At 40.0% G+C, this 18461-nt stretch carries 21 protein-coding genes and 1 tRNA gene; 9 read left to right on the top strand and 13 right to left on the bottom strand.

Translation table 11 applies throughout. The features are described from left to right. Positions 1 to 165: 165 nt before the first annotated feature. Positions 166 to 241 (bottom strand) — tRNA-Ala (locus CSC79_RS16675). Between the two features lie 172 nt (positions 242 to 413). Between CSC79_RS16675 and CSC79_RS16670 the strand changes: the two genes are divergently transcribed. Both CSC79_RS16670 and CSC79_RS16665 read left to right on the top strand, forming a co-directional pair. Next, positions 414 to 800, top strand: coding sequence for a hypothetical protein (locus CSC79_RS16670; RefSeq protein ID WP_099296885.1), 387 nt, complete (start codon positions 414 to 416; stop codon positions 798 to 800). After that, positions 801 to 1301 (top strand): prolyl-tRNA synthetase associated domain-containing protein, encoded by a 501-nt coding sequence (locus tag CSC79_RS16665; protein ID WP_099296876.1) that lies wholly within the window; start codon positions 801 to 803, stop codon positions 1299 to 1301. Here the strand turns inward: CSC79_RS16665 and CSC79_RS16660 are convergent. Continuing rightward, a complete protein-coding gene (locus CSC79_RS16660; RefSeq protein WP_099296875.1) occupies positions 1268 to 2410 on the bottom strand; it encodes an MFS transporter in 1143 nt (380 codons plus the stop codon). The two genes, CSC79_RS16665 and CSC79_RS16660, sit on opposite strands and share 34 nt — an antisense overlap. 298 nt (positions 2411 to 2708) lie before the next feature. Between CSC79_RS16660 and CSC79_RS16655 the strand changes: the two genes are divergently transcribed. From CSC79_RS16655 to CSC79_RS16640, 4 genes are all read left to right on the top strand, one after another. Beyond that, a complete protein-coding gene (locus tag CSC79_RS16655; protein WP_099296874.1) occupies positions 2709 to 3248 on the top strand; it encodes a DUF2058 domain-containing protein in 540 nt (179 codons plus the stop codon). A gap of 263 nt (positions 3249 to 3511) precedes the next feature. Continuing rightward, the gene (locus CSC79_RS16650) at positions 3512 to 3835 is read left to right on the top strand and encodes a c-type cytochrome (RefSeq protein WP_099296873.1); all 324 of its coding nucleotides are present in this window, start codon (positions 3512 to 3514) and stop codon (positions 3833 to 3835) included. 160 nt (positions 3836 to 3995) lie between these two features. Beyond that, positions 3996 to 4763, top strand: a complete 768-nt coding sequence (locus CSC79_RS16645; protein WP_099296872.1) for a class II aldolase/adducin family protein — start codon at positions 3996 to 3998, stop codon at positions 4761 to 4763. Positions 4764 to 4772: 9 nt separating this feature from the next. Then, positions 4773 to 5948, top strand: a complete 1176-nt coding sequence (locus CSC79_RS16640) for a mandelate racemase/muconate lactonizing enzyme family protein (RefSeq protein ID WP_099296871.1) — start codon at positions 4773 to 4775, stop codon at positions 5946 to 5948. A 52-nt stretch (positions 5949 to 6000) separates the two neighbouring features. Here CSC79_RS16640 and CSC79_RS16635 read toward each other — a convergent pair whose 3' ends face one another. The 9 genes from CSC79_RS16635 to zapB form a co-directional block, all read right to left on the bottom strand. Then, complete coding sequence (locus CSC79_RS16635) at positions 6001 to 6396, bottom strand: hypothetical protein (protein WP_237114047.1); 396 nt, start codon at positions 6394 to 6396, stop codon at positions 6001 to 6003. Further along, positions 6389 to 7942 (bottom strand): S41 family peptidase, encoded by a 1554-nt coding sequence (locus tag CSC79_RS16630; protein WP_099296870.1) that lies wholly within the window; start codon positions 7940 to 7942, stop codon positions 6389 to 6391. Before CSC79_RS16630 ends, CSC79_RS16635 begins: the two co-directional genes overlap by 8 nt. Before the next feature lie 72 nt (positions 7943 to 8014). Further along, positions 8015 to 8854 (bottom strand): amidohydrolase family protein, encoded by an 840-nt coding sequence (locus CSC79_RS16625; protein ID WP_099296869.1) that lies wholly within the window; start codon positions 8852 to 8854, stop codon positions 8015 to 8017. A gap of 13 nt (positions 8855 to 8867) precedes the next feature. Beyond that, positions 8868 to 9596, bottom strand: coding sequence for an SDR family oxidoreductase (locus CSC79_RS16620; RefSeq protein WP_099296868.1), 729 nt, complete (start codon positions 9594 to 9596; stop codon positions 8868 to 8870). 13 nt (positions 9597 to 9609) lie between these two features. Further along, positions 9610 to 10098 (bottom strand): peptidylprolyl isomerase, encoded by a 489-nt coding sequence (locus CSC79_RS16615; protein ID WP_099296867.1) that lies wholly within the window; start codon positions 10096 to 10098, stop codon positions 9610 to 9612. Positions 10099 to 10169: 71 nt separating this feature from the next. Continuing rightward, the gene (locus CSC79_RS16610; protein WP_099296866.1) at positions 10170 to 11669 is read right to left on the bottom strand and encodes a transglycosylase SLT domain-containing protein; all 1500 of its coding nucleotides are present in this window, start codon (positions 11667 to 11669) and stop codon (positions 10170 to 10172) included. A gap of 54 nt (positions 11670 to 11723) precedes the next feature. Further along, positions 11724 to 12734, bottom strand: coding sequence for an MBL fold metallo-hydrolase (locus CSC79_RS16605; protein WP_099296865.1), 1011 nt, complete (start codon positions 12732 to 12734; stop codon positions 11724 to 11726). Positions 12735 to 12797: 63 nt separating this feature from the next. Further along, positions 12798 to 13097 carry a cell division protein ZapA gene (locus CSC79_RS16600; RefSeq protein ID WP_099296864.1) on the bottom strand — a complete coding sequence of 100 codons (300 nt, stop codon included), beginning with the start codon at positions 13095 to 13097 and terminating at the stop codon, positions 12798 to 12800. Next, positions 13097 to 13327, bottom strand: coding sequence for a cell division protein ZapB (zapB, locus tag CSC79_RS16595; RefSeq protein ID WP_099296883.1), 231 nt, complete (start codon positions 13325 to 13327; stop codon positions 13097 to 13099). Before zapB ends, CSC79_RS16600 begins: the two co-directional genes overlap by 1 nt. Positions 13328 to 13603: 276 nt before the next feature. Here zapB and rlmJ point away from each other — a divergent pair, with 276 nt between their 5' ends. Continuing rightward, positions 13604 to 14443 carry a 23S rRNA (adenine(2030)-N(6))-methyltransferase RlmJ gene (gene rlmJ / locus CSC79_RS16590; RefSeq protein ID WP_099296863.1) on the top strand — a complete coding sequence of 280 codons (840 nt, stop codon included), beginning with the start codon at positions 13604 to 13606 and terminating at the stop codon, positions 14441 to 14443. 59 nt (positions 14444 to 14502) lie between these two features. Here the strand turns inward: rlmJ and CSC79_RS16585 are convergent, their stop codons facing one another. Both CSC79_RS16585 and CSC79_RS16580 read right to left on the bottom strand, forming a co-directional pair. Further along, positions 14503 to 15297 carry an META domain-containing protein gene (locus CSC79_RS16585; protein ID WP_099296862.1) on the bottom strand — a complete coding sequence of 265 codons (795 nt, stop codon included), beginning with the start codon at positions 15295 to 15297 and terminating at the stop codon, positions 14503 to 14505. 343 nt (positions 15298 to 15640) lie between these two features. Continuing rightward, positions 15641 to 16207 carry an alkylphosphonate utilization protein gene (locus tag CSC79_RS16580; protein ID WP_099296861.1) on the bottom strand — a complete coding sequence of 189 codons (567 nt, stop codon included), beginning with the start codon at positions 16205 to 16207 and terminating at the stop codon, positions 15641 to 15643. Between the two features lie 261 nt (positions 16208 to 16468). Here CSC79_RS16580 and CSC79_RS16575 point away from each other — a divergent pair, with 261 nt between their 5' ends. Together CSC79_RS16575 and CSC79_RS16570 are read left to right on the top strand one after the other, a co-directional pair. Beyond that, positions 16469 to 17743, top strand: a complete 1275-nt coding sequence (locus tag CSC79_RS16575) for an HDOD domain-containing protein (RefSeq protein ID WP_099296860.1) — start codon at positions 16469 to 16471, stop codon at positions 17741 to 17743. Between the two features lie 47 nt (positions 17744 to 17790). Next, positions 17791 to 18399 carry a paraquat-inducible protein A gene (locus tag CSC79_RS16570; protein ID WP_099296859.1) on the top strand — a complete coding sequence of 203 codons (609 nt, stop codon included), beginning with the start codon at positions 17791 to 17793 and terminating at the stop codon, positions 18397 to 18399. The last annotated feature ends 62 nt before the right edge of the window (positions 18400 to 18461 follow it).

The raw sequence follows: 18461 nt of genomic DNA, 5'->3' as shown, positions 1-18461 counted from the left end.
TAATAAATATATTTGTGATTTAATTTCAATACATTAGTACATCTCTTAACCAGATTTCAGGTTAATTTATTAAAAAAATTAAAATGATTTAATAAGATTTAAAATTATTGAAGGATGATTTAGTTCAGATGGTGTTTGATTTATTCTTTAGAAGAGGTAGGAAAGTGGTGGAGCTAAGCAGGATCGAACTGCTGACCTCCTGCGTGCAAGGCAGGCGCTCTCCCAGCTGAGCTATAGCCCCACATTCCTAAAGTTGCAAATTTTGCAACCCACTTGAGTTTCCCTTTCAAGCGGGACGAACTTTAATGAGATTTATAGATTTGGTCAAGTGTTTTTTAATTTTTTATGAAAATTCACGTAAGCAAAGTTTTTTTGATAGACTAGGAACTCATAAAAAGCAGATAGAAACTAAAATGAAAAAATATACTTGGATGTTACTCCTGTTTCTATTCGGTTGTGCAAGTCAACAGGAAGATGCGCCGTTTGAAATCAACAGCAAGCAACTGTATAAAAAGTTAGATGGCCAAGGGAATAAAATCTTTGCGTATGTAGTGTCTGTAAAAGCCAGTAGCCGCAAAAGCCGTAATTCTGATCGGCCTTTAACACGCAGCGAATTTAAACGATTTGCAGAGCAAGAATATTTTGAAGAGTCCAATAGCTTAAAACTAGAGTTGGAAAATCAAGCTGTAGCATTGTTAAAAGCTGAATTAGAGCAACAGCAATATTGTCCTGATAAATATGAAATAGATAATGTTGTTTGGCGTGATTTAAGTGTTCAATTAAGAGGGCGTTGTTTATAAATGCTTGCAGATAAAAATAAGCTGGCTGCATACCTTACGCATTTAAATATTGATTACGAGGTAATAGACCACCCACCTTTGCACGGAAGCTTAGATGCGGATGCGTTATTGGTTGAAAGACCCGGTACTCGTTTAAAAAATTTATTCTTGCGTGATAATGAAGGGAAAAACCATTTCTTAGTGATTACGGCTCATGACAAACAGCTTGATTTAAAAGCATTGGCCAAATATCAGGGGTTATCTCGCCTAGGGTTTGCATCAAATGAGCGACTAGCTCGCTATTTAAAAGTCGCCCCCGGGTGTGTGTCTATGCTTGCGCTTATGAATGACAAGCAAAACAATGTCACAGTTTGGCTAGATCAAGATATATGGTTTGGTGATTTATTTCATTGCCACCCATTTGAAAATACGCAAACGTGGATTATGGCTAAAAGTGACTTAGAGCGCTTTTTTGTAAGCACAGGGCATCAACCTAAGGTGGCTTTTTTACCTGCAAAGTAGCCACTTATTACCAGTGCAAACCCACCTGAACACACAATTAAAAGAGTGGCCATAAACGCCGTGTGCCCATATTGCTGGTACACCAACCCCGGCACAAAGGAGCCTAATGCGCCTCCGCTATAATAAAATGATACATAGCCACCATTGGTTACACTGGCAGGTGCTACGCTTAATTTATTTACCAAAGGTGCGGCAGTAGAGTGAATCATAAACATCGCCGCACAAAAGCCCGTAAAAGCAATCAAAAATACAAGTAACTCTTCGCTCATCAGTAAAATAATGGTGATGCAATAAAATGCAAATACACCACATAATAAATGCCATGGAGAACGGCTTCGCTTCAACAGCCAAGGTGTCGTTATTGAGAATAAAGCACCCAACAAATAGCCACTATAAATAAAGCCAATATCGCGAGTATTGGTTATTAAAAAGGTATCTTGCAAAATAAACGGAAGATAATTGAGCAAGGCAGCAAAGCAAAAAAACATACAAAAAACTGCACTATACAGTTTTAATATGGGGGCTGTTGCAAGCTGCTTTAAATAACTTAATGGTGATTGCGGTTCTTCCATAGGTTGGTATGTGCGGTTACTCATTGTCAATGCAAGTAATACCAAACCGGCAGCTATCACGTAGTAAAAGCTTTGCCAGCTCCATAAGTCAGCAAATACTGCGGCTAACACGCGGCCGAAATAACCACCTGCAATTGTACTACCTATGTACAAACTCATCTTTTTTTGCAAGCAGTCCGCTTTATATGACATGCCAACATAGGTTGTCATGGCCGTGAGTGCAGCAGGTAAGATTAATCCCTGTATAAAGCGGATAAGCAAAAGTAGTTCAAATCGTGGTGCGAGGGTGAAAATAATACAGCTGACTGCAAGCCCAAGCATTGCATTACGTAAAATGTTCAGTGGGTTATGCTTGGCGAGTATTAAGCCATAGATAAGCGGGGCAATAGCTAATGGCACCATTGTTGCCGTCATCAGGCTGCCCGCAGTAGCAGGGTTGACTGAAAATTGAGTTGCAAATAACCCTAAAAGTGGCTGGGGCGCATATAAAACAAAAAAGATAAATAATGAGCACAGTAATAAATGAAAAATTCGCATTCATTTAGCCTAACAGCAAAAGCAGATAGCTTACGCTTAGTTGTCATTAAATCAATTGCAATAGTTAATTTAAGCCATTACTTTAGATAAAGAAATACAAATTAGTTGTGCTATATCAGGTTTTGCATTTTTAGCTTTGCTACATTACCAGCATAAAGATGGTAAATCTTAAGTATTAATCCGTAGCGCAATTAATGGGTTGGCAAAGTTGGTTGAATTCTAGCGCAACTCGTATCTTGAGGTGTGGTGGGTATCGGTATAAAATAATTCTAATATCAGTTTTTCATGGAACAAGACAATGGGTTCATTACAAGACCAGTTACTTCAGGCAGGGTTAACAACGTCGCACAAAGCAAAAGTGGCAAAAAGTGAGAAACGAAAGCAACAAAAAAAACAAAAGAAGGGGGCAACTAGTAACCCCAGCGATCTGCAAAAACACATTCAACAAACCAAGCTAGAGCAGCAAAAGAAAGCCGAAGAGTTAAATCAAGCGCGCCAAGGTGATTTAAAGCAGCGTGAACAAGTTGCACGTGTTAAGCAAATATTAGAGCATCATAATCAAGATGAGATCCGCGGTGAGCGCACCTTTAATTTTACTTTTGAGAATAAAGTAAAAGAACTTGATGTTAATGAAAAAACTCAAAAAGCGTTATCAGGCGGGCGTTTAGCAATTTGTGTGCTTGAAGGTCAGTTTTATGTACTGGAAGATGAGCCAGCACGCAAAGTAGCTGAAGTTGATGAAAAATATATCGTATTCCATGTTGAGCCAGACGACAAAGGTAAAGACGATAATGACCCATATGCTGACTTTGAAGTACCTGATGATCTTGTGTGGTAATAGCGCACTAATAAAAGAGAATAAGTAATATTTGGCCTAGGCCGTAAACGACGATAGATAGGTAGGGTAACCAATCTTTTTATTTGTCTCTTTTATATATAATAGATTGTTTTTAACTATTATTGGTACAATGAGTGACGTATACCAAAGAAGTATCAGTGATCTACACTGTGTATGATTTACGTACAAATTAGCAAGTTAGTGTGCATGGTCTACACTTAATTGGTCAGATTTCTAAACCGTTAAAAAGAAGAGAAAATATAATGAGCAAGATAAAAACACTACTTTTAGGGGCAAGCCTTGCTGTGGCTGCAAGTGCTTCATTTTCAACAATGGCTGCGGACGGTGAAGCGCTTTATACCGCTAAAAACTGTCAAACATGTCATGGCGCTGAAGGTAAATCACCTATCATGGCAATGTATCCTAAGCTAAATGGTCAAAACAAAGAATACTTACTCGCACAAATGAAAGACATTAAGTCAGGTGCTCGCGCAAACGGCATGAGCATGGCAATGAAAGCGATGGTTGCAAACGTATCTGAAGAAGAAATGGCGGCAATTGCTGATTACTTATCAAACGTTAAGTAACTGACACGTTAAGCTGACTCTTAGTTAACGCTCAAACAGCCACATCAATTTATTTGATGTGGCTGTTTTGTTTCTAATGGTTGATTGCAACCTTAGACTGCTTTAGACTTCTATACATCTATTTCGCATTGTACTCAGTGTGTTTATACAAGGCATAAATATGTTTGAATTACCGCAACTGGATTTAAAAAATAAAGTATCAGAACAGGAGTGGCAGTTACGTGTTGATTTAGCCGCTTGTTACCGTTTAGTTGATCACTTTCGTTGGGGTGATTTAATCTACACGCACTTATCGGCACGGCTACCAGGCACTGATCATTATCTAGTAAATGCGTTTGGCCTCACGTTTGACGAGGTAACGGCATCAAATCTGGTGAAAGTGGATTTATCTGGCAATATCTTAGATGACACTCCGTTTAAAATTAACCCTGCTGGTTTTACAATTCACAGTGCTATTCATGAAGTGCGTGACGACGCTCACTGTGTTATCCACTTACATACAAAAGAAACTATTGCAGTAGCGACGCAAAAACAAGGCTTGCTGCCACTTAGTCAGTATTCGATGTTTTCTTTACCATCGTTGTCTTATCATGGTTATGAAGGGCTTGCAGTGAATGATGATGAAAGAAAACGACTGCAAGATGACCTTGCTAATACTAATCATATGTTATTAGTCAACCACGGCGGGCTTACTGTTGGCCCAACAGTAGGTGATGCATTCATGCGTTTTTATGATTTACAGCGCGCGTGTGAAATTCAACTCGCACTACAATCAAGCGGTGCAGATGTTACGCCAGTACCGCAAGCCATTATCGATAATATTTATAATCAAGCTAACGTTGTTCACAGTGGTAGTACGGGTGGTCAGCTAGCTTGGCCTGCAATGTTACGTAAAGCCTATCGTCTTGATCCAAGTTTTGCTAATTAAGGAATTTTCATGAAAGTTAATCGCGTTGAAGTATTTGATATCCATTGCCCTGAGCGTCCAGCGTGGACGCCTGTATTTGTCCGTATTCACACCGATGAAGGCATTAGCGGTGTTGGTGAGGCGGGTCTTGCGTACGACTTAGGCCACAGTGCCGCTGCTGCCATGATCAAAGAAATGGCTGATGCGTTTTTGATTGGTCATGACCCATTTCAAACAGAAAAGTTATGGTCACGTATGCTACGTGAAAGCTTTTGGGGTTTAGGAGGCGGCCCGGTCGTGTATGCTGCAATGAGCGCCATTGATACTGCGCTTTGGGATATTAAAGGTAAAGCACTTGGTTTACCTGTTTACCAGCTGCTCGGCGGTAAAGTTAACGATAAACTACGTACTTACGCCTCGCAATTACAGTTTGACTGGGATAGTGAATTTAAAGCCTTAGTACAACCACAAGAATATGCAGAAGCCGCTTTAAAAGCGATTGCAGAAGGTTACGATGCCGTTAAGGTTGACCCTATTCAGTATGATAAAGACGGTAATACTTACTATGACCGCACCAAGATTATTTCACGCGCTGAAATGAAGCTTTATCGTGCACGCATGCAAGCAATTCGTGAAGCGGTAGGTGATGAAGTTGATATTATTTTTGAATGCCACAGCTTGCCGGGGGCAACATCTGCCATTCAAATCGGTGAAATAGCTGAAGAGTTTGATTGTATGTACTACGAAGAGCCGGTTAACTATTTAAATCACTCATTGCATGCAAAAGTTGCGGATAAAGTCGCTGTACCAATCGCCGGCGGCGAACGTTTATATAATCGTTGGGGTGTGCGCCCATACCTTGAAGATCAAAGCATTGATGTATTACAACCTGATATTGGTTTGTGCGGTGGCTTTACTGAAACGAAAAAAGTATGTGATTACGCTGATATTTTTGATGTAAGAATTCAAGCGCACGTATGTGGCGGCCCAGTTGCTACAGCAGCATCGCTACATCTTGAAACAGCTATCCCTAACTTTTTGATTCATGAGCACCACACTTATGCAATCAAAAAGTGGAACCGCGAATTATGCTTACAAGATCCACAGCCAAAAAATGGCTTCTTTGAAGTGTCAGAAGAGCCTGGCTTAGGTATTGAGCTAAATGATGAGATTGTAATGCGTTCACAACGTGTAGAAGTTAAGTAATCACTGTATTGCGCCTAACATTAAAAAAGCCCGATTAGGGCTTTTTTAATGTTTATCCGTTGTTTATTTTACATGTTACGTCAGGCAATGACTCAGTTGCTTTGCTATCTAAATGGCGTACAAAGCAGGTACCACCTTTAATTAACAATTCAAATTTATCAGGCATGTTTAGTTGTTTGCCCATAATTGGGTTGCCTAAAGAGTCTGTTTTAGAAGCACTATCAACAATGATTACACTCCCTGTCATAAATACATCTTCAGCGACGGCAATGGCATTACTGCGCATGAGCCGTGCTATGCCTTGCGCAATTAATTCGCTTTGCGGCTCTTTTAATAGTGCATGCTGTAATTTGGGCGTGGGCTTATCTGCTGGTGCTGCACAGCCCAATAATAAGGTACTACTCAGTATGCAAATACCAAAGATGCTCTTCATTATAATTTCACTCATTTCCAGCTTTAGGTAACACTTTATTCTGCTCTGCAAATGTGATGGCTCGCGTATCAATAACGTAAGGCGTGTCACTTTGCTGTGAAGGCGCAAAACCTTGCAGGCTGGCCGTTGATGTTGGCGCAGGGCAATTACCTGTTTCACGATAATTAAGCGCTGTTGCTAAGAGTGCTTCATTAGGATCGCCTAACTGACGAGTAAAGTCATCAGCCACAGCACAGCCCGCAACACGCACAGGTAAGCGCTCAGTGTTTAGTGTATTTTGTGGGGCAAAACCATCTGCATACTCACCAAAGCCCTTGTTATTTTCACCGGTAAATTGAATAGTAAAATAGGTAACATCGCAGTTATCGGTAGCATAAAACCCATACGGTTTACCACAGGTGCCGGCTCCGATTTGTATTACGTCGATATCAGCCCCCCTTAAACCGTTAATAATGGCTTCACTGGCTGAACACGTGCTACTTGTCGTGAGTAAGTAAACGCGTTCTAAGTTAAGGGTAGGTAGTTTAGTACCTGGATTAAGGCTTGGGTTTTCAGCAAAGCCAACAAATTCATCGGTAAATAATACGGGCTCTAAACGCTCACCTGTTACAGGATTAAATACAGGGTGTTTATCGTTAAAAATAGTGCGTTCAAAAATTTTATTATTGGTATTCGCATCACCTGCAATCATGTAAGCAACTTGGCTGGCCATTTGTAAAAAGCCACCACCGTTGTAGCGAATATCGATGATTAAATCGGTGACATTTTTGTTTTTTAAAGTATTAAATGCATCATATAAGGGTTTTTCTGCAACTGCATTATGGCTATTAAATTGAAAATAACCGACATTCCCATTAGCCAGTGTTTTTACGTTAGTCACCGGTTGCGTTGCTATTGATTGAGCGGTGAGCGTGACTTCTCGTATTTCTGATGTGGTCACGCTTTTAAACGTAAACGTGGTGACCTTACCTGACTCTTTAGGGAATAAGCCCGCATTAATGATATCGACATCCTCTTGCGTACTGGCATTAACAAAGTCGACACCATCTACTTCTATGATTTCAAAACCACGAGAGAGCGCCGCTTGGCTAGCAGGGGAGTTAGGCTCTGTATAGCTTATAATTCCTTGGCGAGGTGCTGTTGGGCTAATTATTTTAGTTTTAAACCCATAGCCGAAGGCAATTCCAGACTGACTTTGTGCTTGCCATTGTGCTGTGGGCAAGCTGGAATGGAAGTTGTCTTTATTGGCGCCAGAGTTGGTGATTTCTTCCGTTTTTAATAGTTGAAAGTAATCAGCAACAGATTCTGTAAGTGCAGGGTCTCGGTCTACAATTTCATCATACCAAAGGTAGGTTTCATTACTCCATGAGCGTAGCCAATGTTTTTCGTTAAGTGCTTGGCACTGTTGCTCAAAATTACGCGATGACTGAAATTCACCTTGTGCCCAATTAATCACTGTTGGCGCTGAGGAGTTGCTGTCAGAGGAGCCAGAGCCACATCCAGATAAAACACTCAGAGATAGAACTGATGCGACAGCTAGTTTATATTGTGACTTTTTCATTAATCGTACTCACACTTAACTACTTTAATAGAATATAGCGCTTTTTATTTGTACAAGATAGTCACATTAAATTTAAAGCTGGTAAAAGCAAAGTGCATTGTCGTAGCTCAAACTTTGCCACAGAATTGGGTTTTTACATAGTGCATGATGGCTTTGCCAAATAGCCTCATAACTGTGTTGTATTTGGCAAACCGGAAAGTTGCTAGCAAACATCACGCGTGATTGGCCAAATTGCTGGAATATAAAATCAAAACACTTTTGTTGCTGTATTTTTGAAAGGGGGAGTAGTTCAAATCCCGAATATTTAATATATACGTTTTGATTATGCGCTAAAACAGCGATCCCCATTTTCCAGTCATCTATTTTTTGAGGTAACCCGGCATGATTAATAACCATTCGTAAATTTGGGAGCTGCGCGCAGTAGTTAGCAACGCGTTCGCTAACTGAGGTGTTTTCTAGTTCAAATTGCGCTTCAAAATGTAACCCTAACTTGGCTAAGTAAGCCAGATTGGTAACCGTGTTTGGGCTCAGTAAGCGCGAGCTTTCCTCTGCTTCTGTGATATCTCTGATACCAACAAGTGATGGATGCAATAAATTTGCAATTGCTTGTTTGAATGTCTCAGGGCAATCATCAATCTTTGCATAACCGATTGCTTTATAATGAGTCTGTGCTAAATGCTTACTGAGCCAAATTAACTCTTCAATTGGGTGGTTATTATTAAACCCAGCTTCTATGTGAACAAGGGCCTCTAAATCAAATGAACAATGTTGCATTAACTCAGCAGCAGTGACAGGGGCTTTTATTTGGCCAAGGTGTGGCCATGGAGGTGGTTTACCTCCTTGTAACCACGTGTATTCACCTTCAATTAAATTGAAAAAATGCACATGAGGGTCAATTATTTTATTATGCATTTCATTTACCTAACTATTGGGCTGTGTAGCCGCCATCAATGTTTTGTAAGCTGCCAGTGATAAAGCTTGCATTGTCACTTGCTAAAAATGCAGTTAAAGCGGCCACTTCTTCTGGCTGCCCTAATCGACCTAGTGGTTGTAATGCACCCTCTTGGGCAACGATATCAGCTTTATTGGCGCCACTACTTTTGCAATAGGCGTCAATAGCATTATGAAATAAAGGCGTTTCAATTGTGCCTGGGCATACAGCATTGGCACGAATGTTAAAGGTTGCGTAATCTAAAGCCGTTGTTTTTGCCATCGATGCTAGGGCGTGCTTTGTCAGGTTATAAGCAAAAGAATTGGTTTTGCCTATACTTGCTTGGTCAGAAGCGATAAAAATTATCGCCCCACTTTTTTGTGCTTTCATGCTCGGTAATACGGCCTTAACAGCAGCGTATGCCCCTTTAACATTGAGCGCGAATAATGAGTCAAAAGTTGCTTCGTCGGTGTCTTCTATCGTCGCGCTAAGATGCTTACCTGCATTTGATACGAGTACATCAATACGGCCTTGGCTTTGCGCTATTTTTGCGATTGCCAGCTCTACTTGTGCGCTCTGGCTAACATCACATTCATGCCAACTACCAAATTCACCCTTTTGAATGTCTAAGTTAAAGACCTTGAAGCCATCACTCTCTAAGCGCTGACAGATAGCACGTCCAATACCTAAGCTTCCACCGGTTACTATTGCAACTTTTGTCATTATTTGTCCTTAATTAGTGATTGTGACCACAGCCGCCTTCGCTATGAACATGGCCATGAGACAGCTCTTCGCTCGTCGCTTCACGCACAGAGATAACGTCTACATCAAACGTTAATGTTTTGCCTGCAAATGGGTGGTTTAAATCACAATCTGCATTAAAGCGGCCAACTTTAACAATGGTAACTTGGTGCTTACCTTGGTTTGAATGCACCATCGCAGTCATACCTGGTTTCCATACTTTGGTATCGCCTTGCAAGTGTTTAAGTGGAATACGTTGAATTAAATCATCAACGCGTTCGCCATAAGATTCACTTGGTGCTAATGTCACGGTTAAGTTGTCGCCAGCAGATTTGCCTTCAAGGGCTTTTTCAAGACCTGGTAGCATACCTTCAAGGCCATGAATGTAGCTAAGTGGCGTGTCGTTTTTACTACTTTCAAGTTGCTCACCCGCTTCACTTAAAGTGTAATGAAACTCAACCGCTGAATTTTTACTGATTTGCATGCCAATCTCTTATAGGAAAATATAGATAAAGGCTGATTTTACGCTAATTATGACAGATCTGAAACTATTGACTATTGCGGCTTATTTAAGGTTTTTTCTAACCCCGAAAGCATGCCTTCGTTATTAATTTTGGGAGCAGGCTTTGTAGCTTGAGGTAAATGAAGTACTAATAAAGCACCGGGCTTTAAAATACTGGATGCACTAAGTTTGTTCCACTGAGCCAAATCTTTGTGAGGTACATCATATAACTGGCTTATTCCCCATATAGTGTCGCCGGGTTTTACTTGATATTCCACGGCTATGGTGGGTATGGCGATTTCAGTGTGCTCAAGGTATGGGCTGATTTTATAATCTATCGTTAAAGTGTCAGGCATGGTGCGTGGCTGGCCGACAGTTAGGGTTTCACCAATGTTAATTAGGTTTGATAGCTTACTATTCATCATTTTTAACTTTTTAACTGGCATGTCAAAGCGACGCGCAATGGCATACAAAGTATCCCCTTGTTTTACAATGTACTCTCCTGCAAAGTTACGTTTAAAAAATTGACTCGTTAGAAGGTTCTGCTGTGCCATAGGGATTAAAAGGGTATGGGGACCATTCGGCGAGCTTTGATTTTTTAAATACCCAGAGTTGAGCTTATGAAGTTGCTTACGACCAATACCAGATAAATTAGCTATCACTGAGAAATCAAACTGCTGCCCAACATCGAATTCTGTTGTGATTGCTTTGTTGGCTAATTTCGGGCGCTTTAGGCCTTGAGTGGGGTTTTGTACTAAGTAGCTCAGAGCAAGGAGCTTTGGTACATATTCAGCGGTTTCTTTAGGTAACTTTAATGACCAATAATCGGTGCTTTTACCACGTTTTTTATTTTCTGCTATAGCACGTTTTACTCTTCCCTCACCGGTATTATAAGCGGCTAAAGCATGTAACCAATTACCGTTAAAACGTTTGTGTAAGTATTTTAAATAAGCCAATGCAGCATCTGTCGATGCTAATACATCTTGACGGCCATCGTACCATTGGTCTGACTTTACTCCAAAATGATGGGCTGTTGCGCCAACTAGTTGCCACACTCCAACAGCATGCTGGGATGAGCGTATTGCAGGCCTAAAGTCACTTTCTACAAAAGGTAATAAAGCGATTTCCATAGGGAGATTTTGTTGCTCTACTTTTCGTACAATATGATATAGGTAAGGTGCGGCTCGTTTATTAACAGTTTCTAAATAATGAGGCTGTTTTGCATACCATTTAATACGCTTTTTTAACGCTTTGTTGAGGTATATCTTAAACTGTAAATTGTGTGCAATATGCTGCCATAAATCTGTGTGGCGCTGATTTTTCGTGGCTTTTGAGGCTGTTTTGGGCGTTGTTTTCTCTGGCGCTTTTATACCTAACGGTATATCGCTAATGTGAGTTTTTAATGCTGTAGTCGGTAGTGTGTTCGAAGGCTTAAAATGATTAAAAATGATTGGGGCTTGAATTGTTTCATCAGATTCAATTGGGTGCTCGATTGTTTTACATCCGAAAAGCAAAAAAAACATTAGCAATAAAGCACAAAAATATCTGCACATAAAAACCACCCAACTTCAGTCCTTGTTTAAGTTTAGCACAACCCTGTGCGGCTGCTATTTTGACTGTTTAGCGCGTTTAAGTCCAGCTTGCAGAAACATTGGGTAAGCTTTGGCTGAAATATCATCTGTAATGTACTGGTTAGCAAATTGTTTATTAAAGCTTTGTTGGAGTTGAGCTAAGTTTTGTTCTGGGTTGTTCTGTACATGTTCTTGTATGGCAATTAAAAAAGCGTGAGACTGCTCAAGGTTTTTTACTGTTAATGGCTTACCGTGGCCTGGTAAAATAACCTGCTCACTAGTGCCTGTCGTTAATTCTTTCAATAGCGCTTGCCAGCTAGTTAAATTTCCGTGCCCTGGGTAAGGTAAGTAGTCGACAATATCTCCACCGATTAAAATTGTTCGCTGCTCTGCAAAAAGCATTAAATCAGCATCAGTATGTGCTTGGTAGGCATTGATTGTTATAGGGTAGTTACCCAAATCCAGTGCGAGTGAGTCAGTAACTGTTAAAGCAGGTGGATGCAGTGCGTACTCTCGCCATCGCAGCAGTCGTTCTTTAGCTAACTTAAGTTTATCGCGCCATGCTGGTTGCTTATCTACAGGTTGCTTGGCTAAGCGCTGAAAGCTTAATTCAATACTTTGCTGGTAGTTATCTAGCTTATTGGTATACGCCTGTTGAAAATCAGTAAAGCTTGTTGCTAATTTTTTATGTGTAATTAATTTAGCATCTGGATAATGATGCTGTAGTACTGCCATTCCAAGTAGGTGATCGTCATGAAAGTGGCTTGCGATTAAATAACATAAGGGAACTTCAAGTGTGCGTTTGAGGTGTTTTACCGTTGCTTCAACAGTAGAGAAGTTGCCACTGGCATCAAAGATTAATGCACAGCTATCCCCTTTAATGAGAATTTGGTTTGAATCATAAAAACGTAAATTAGCGGGCTGTTGAAAAAAATCGACTTGGTTAGATATTTTTTGCCATTGCGCTTGAGCCTGGCTAATCGACAATAAAGCGCCTGCAAAAACTAAAAAGTGAGTTAAGCGAAAGCTGATAAAATAGTTTTTCATCATTTATCCCTAGTTGTCATGTGCAGGCTAAGCAGATAAAAAACAAGCGCAAAATGCGCTTGTTTATTTATGGTTAGAGTCGTTTAAATATAAACTCAGTTTATCTATAAGCTCATCTTGTTGTTGTTGTGCTGTTGCTTGTTGCTTTTGCACTTCTAACAACTCGTGGCTGATGTTCAAGGCAGCCATAAGCAAGGCTTTTTGATCATTTCTTACAGTAGAGCGTTGTTTCATTTGCTCTACTAAATCATTGAGGTGCTTAGCAGCTGCAATCAATGCGTCTTCTTGGCCTTGTGGGCAAGCAAATTGCTGTTCTTTGCCTAGTAGCTCAACAGTGACTCGCTGATTTTGCAGCTCTGACATTAGCTTGCCTGTTGAGCGCTTTGTAGCTTCTCTAGCAGTGAGCTTAATGTGCTGCTTGTATCTTTTTGCTTTTCTTCGCTATCAAGTACTTCAAGCTGTAAGGTTTCGTTTTCGTCTATTAGCTGGCCATTTTTTTCTGTTAGGCTTTTTACTTCAGCTTGTAGTTCATTATTACGAGTGATTAATTGGTCGATCAGTTGTTCGAGTTGAGAAAGAGTTTCGTTGTTCATAAAGGCGCTCATATAACTGTTATTAATAACTTGCAAATGTAAAGCAAAGTTACACTATATGCTAGCACTTACGCAGCTTTTAGCTGTTTTTTATTTGGTGTTAAGGGGAAATTCAGCTGCTAAGCTTCTTTGTTCAGAATTGGTTCACTTTAATCGTCAGTATTATGATGTTTAGGAAGGATATTAATTTCATCATAAACTCGTATCTTAGATAAGCTTGGGTATAATGAGTTTGTTCACAGCTCCTATCAATTGGTTTATAGCGAAACTTAAATTATGCTCAGTTACAGACATTCATTTCATGCTGGAAATCCAGCCGATGTTCTTAAACACCTCGTGCTTGCGCAGGTATTAAGTTATCAAACAATTAAAAATAAGCCACTTGATTATATCGACACTCACTCAGGGGCTGGTTTTTTTGAATTAGCTTCTGCTGATGCACAAAAAACACAAGAATTTCAAGATGGCATAGCAAAGCTTTATCAGCACAGCAGTGGTCACGAAGCTTTAAATGACTATATAGCATTGATCAAATCTTTTAATGAACAAGGTGAGCTTGCTTTTTATCCAGGTTCACCAAAAATAGCTGAGCATTACTTACGCCGCCAAGATAAAGGCTGGTTTTTTGAGTTGCACCCTCGGGATCTCGTGTTACTAGAAGAAAACATGCAAGGCAAGCGCTCAATCCGTGTCCGCGGTGAAAATGGTTTTGCGGGACTAATAGGTTTGTTACCTCCTGCATCACGCAGAGCTTGTGTGTTGATTGACCCACCTTATGAAATTAAAGACGACTACGATACAGTCGTTAAAACGTTAGTTAAAGCCCATCAGCGCTTTGCAACGGGTACTTACATGATTTGGTACCCAGTTGTTGACAGAGAACGTATTGATCGTATGGAAGAGGGGCTTATAGCTTCAGGAATGCGTAATATTCAATTATTTGAGCTAGCTACGCAAGCCGATACTGACGAACATGGTATGACAGCATCAGGCATGATTGTAATTAACCCTCCTTGGAAGTTAAAACAAACCATGGATGCCGTGTTACCTGAATTAGTGGATTTGTTAAGCGACGCCAGCGGCTTTTACCGTAGCGAGCAGTTAGTTGAAGAATAACCGTGTGAAGCAGTTTTAAAAAACGCCCAACTTTGTTTGGGCGTTTTTTATGCAAAAGTCTAATTAAAGTACGTTGCTTGGAAGGTTGCAGTGACTTTACCTGCTGCATTTTTCATTGTGAGTGTTTCACCATCAATAGCAAATTCGCTGGCGGTATCAAGTACTGCTGACATTGTAGTTTCAATATTCATTTGCTCAATACACATTTTTTGAGTGCTTGCTAATGGCTTAAAAGTAATGGTTTTTTCATTGGCTTCGTAGCTACCAGTAAAGTTATTGCATCCTAAAAATCCATGTGTTGTGCCATCGGCTTTAAATTGAATAAAAGGCTCTTTGGTTTTCACCTCAATCGCTTCACCATTAAGGTTTACTGCTTTCCAGTAAGTGTTTGTTAGGGTTACGTCTGGCTTAGCAGCAGCGGCTTTTGACACGATAACTTTATAAGGTTGATCTGTTTGCTGTTGCGCAAAAGGGTTATTACTGGTTGTGCTAATGTAAAGCAATTTGCCTTGGTTTTCGATACGTGCACTAACGCTGTAACGATGGCCAGCTTTAATTTCTGACTTATCATACTGCAGCGATACATCATAAGGCGGACCACCATTGAGCTCTAAGGTTTGCTCGCTAATAACATCGGATTTAACGTCCATTTTAGACACATCAGAAAGCTTAACGGTCATTACGGAGCCTGGTGGTAACATGCTGCGGTCTAAATAGGATACTTGGGTATTAAGCGTCGCCATTGTTTTTTGCTCTGCTGTATTGTCGGATGCATTCTCCTGAGTACAACCAGAAAGGGCAATACTTGCCGTTAATAAAACAAGACAGCCTAATGATGATTTTTGTAATGACATAAATTTTCCTTGAATGAGCTAAAGCTTGTAGCACGCACGACTACACAACGAATGCAGCGTAATCCTTTCGCACTTAATCTTAGCTTAATTAACCCCAGCTCTGAATAATAAATCTATCTCCAGCGACTACTTTCGACGCTAACTGTGTTGAATTGACTTGCAATAAGCCAGCTATTGACGCGTAAATTCGCCTTGTTATCGCTAAAAGTCTCCGGCTGGAGACTAATAAATATATTTGTTATTTAATATCCATGTATTATTACATCTCTTAATCAGAGCTCAGGTCAATTAGCAAAAATGGGTACATGGCCCATTTTTAAAAAATTAAACTGCAAGGTTAAGCTTATTTTTTTACATACTTGGTCAAAATAACTATACGTTGACCGTCTACACGCCCTTCAATGTGCTCAGGGTTGCTAGTTAAGCCAATGTTACGCACGGCGGTACCACGTTTAGCAACCAAGCTGCTTCCTTTAACATCGAGGTCTTTGATAAGAGTCACTGTATCGCCTGCTTGCAAAACCACGCCATTACTATCAAGGTGTTTAATATCATCTTCTTCAGCAAGAACTTTTTGTGCCCAGCTAAGTGTATCTTCTTCAAGATAGATCATATCTAAAGCGTCTTGTGCCCAGCCATTTTCTACTGCAAGACGAGTAAGCATTCTATAAGCGACTACTTGCACGGCTGGCGTCTGGCTCCACATGCTGTCATTTAGGCAATGCCAATGTGTTGGTGTTAGCTCAGTAGTTAATTCAATTTGGTTTTTACATGTCTGACAAACAAAAATGCATTTATCTGAATGTGCTTCAGCAACTGGTGGTACTTCATAAACTGATAGGTTATCGGTTGCATTACATAACTCACATTGGTTATTGCTACGCTCAATTAAAGTCTGTTCGATACTCATATTTTAGATTCTTTTAGTGTGGGCCTAGATATAAAGCAAGTATACCACTGTCGAGTCCCAGAAAAACATATCCCTGATAAATGTAAGGGTATTTTTACTATAATTCATTAAATCAGAAAGTTCTGGTTGCTTTGATTGAAGGGAATTACTACTTTTAAACACAGTTTATACATGCAAGCTTCTAAAAAATCACTATACTAATTTAATATATGAATACTCAATTGATGAACCTCAAAAGCAGCCGCATCAGAAGGGCAAGAAATGTCGAATACTAAAATAACAAAAACAATGCCCACTATGGTGACGCAATACATCGCACGCCAACCAATTTTTAATGCCGAAAAAGGCATCTTTGCTTACGAGCTATTATATCGTGATTCAGTTAATAATGTGTTTCCTGCAGGCACCTCAGATGGCCAAGCCACGGGGCGATTATTTTTTAATGCGCTTATGCTGATAGGATTAGAAAAATTAACAGCAAAACAATACGCGTTCATCAACTTATCGTCAGATGCCTTATTGGAAGACTTTCCGCGTTTATTACAGCCTAGTAGCGCTGTTATTGAAATTGTCGAGCGTGCCAATAACATTGAAAAGGTTACCCATCGCGTTAAATCTTTAAAAAGGGAGGGTTACACGTTTGCTTTAGATGATTATGATGGCGATGAAAAGTGGGAACCTCTTTTGGAGCTTGTTGATTATATAAAACTAGAAGTTGAAGAGCCCATCATTAAAACTAACATGGCGTTAAAAAAGCTTAAACGCCGTTTTCCTGGGTTAAAAATAATTGTTGAGCGTATAGAGACTCATGAACAATTTTTATCGTTAAAAAACGCTGGATGCGACCTCTTTCAAGGCTTCTTTTTTGCACGCCCAGAAATGCTGACGTACCAAAATGTTGAGCCGTCAAAATTGGCGGTTTTTGATTTATTAAGATGCACCTCACGATTGGATCTCAATTTTGATGAAATACAGCAGCGAATTGCAAAGGATGTAGGTCTCACTGCACGGATTCTAAAACTGGTTAATGCTCGCTCAGAGAGTAAGAGCTTAGTTATTACGTCAATTTCACAAGCTGTTATCTACTTGGGGGAAGACGCTATTCGCCAATTTGTGCGGGTACTTGCTTTAAGTGAACTAGGGGTAGATAGGCCAACTGAATTAACTAAACTTGGCTTAATCCGTGCACACTTTATGCAGCTAATGCTGGAACCCGGCGGAAAGGACATGTCAGAGCAAGGCTACTTAGTCGGATTAATTTCAATCCTTGATGCGATACTAAACATAGAGCTCGATGTTATCGCAAAAGAGTTTTGTTTGGGCGATGAGCTATCAGGTGCTTTGCTTAACTATAATGGAATGCTTGGTGCAACATTGCAATTAGTTCGTGCTGTGGAAGAAGATAATTGGCCCATGGCGGAGCAATTGCTTGAAACAATTCGCCCAGCTTCAAATATAGAGGTTGTCTATAATATTATGCTTAGTGCGCGAGAATATGGTGATGAGGTATTAGCGTCTATTATTGAACAGGTATAATGGTTTCATTATGATACGATGCTATTAATTTTTTTTGATGTCGACTTATGCGTAAAATTTTACCACTCACAGTTATAGTTATAGCACTCGCATTATTATTACCAGGTATTACGCAACCTGTTTTAACTCTTGAGGGGAGAATAGACAAGTCGCAATTAGCTCAAGTGGGCATTGAAATGCTAGCAGAGGAAGGTGACGTAAGTACCCGCAATATGCTGATGATGGCATCAAGTATTCTGGGGCTTGACAAACTTGAAGGTGAAATTAGCGCATACCAAAAAACACGCAGTATTTGGGGTACGGTTAATGAACTGGCAGATAATAAAAACTATTTAGTCGCCGTGCTGGTGGCATTTTTCTCTATAGTTATCCCAACCTTAAAGTTATTAATGCAATTGTTATACATGTTTTTACCAGTGAATAAATTTAAACACATGCTCGGTCGAGTTATACAAGGTGTTACTAAATGGAGCATGGTAGATGTATTTGTGATTGCTTTAATCGTCGCTTATCTTGCCGGTAATGCTGATGGCCAAATGGGTGAGTTGATCAATATGCACGCTCAGTTGGGTGCTGGTTTTTGGTATTTTACTGGTTATTGTTTATTTGCCATTGCCGCGAGTAGTTTAATTAAAGTTACGCCAAGAAATAGTTAAACATTTGTGTTAACTGTGTAGTTATCATAAACTTCGCTAGAACCTAGAACCTAGAACCTAGA

Origin of the sequence: Pseudoalteromonas sp. 3D05 (assembly GCF_002723455.1) — a bacterium.
Taxonomy (GTDB): domain Bacteria; phylum Pseudomonadota; class Gammaproteobacteria; order Enterobacterales; family Alteromonadaceae; genus Pseudoalteromonas.
Note: the sequence above shows the minus strand (reverse complement) of the source record. Positions and strands in the feature narration are given on the sequence as shown.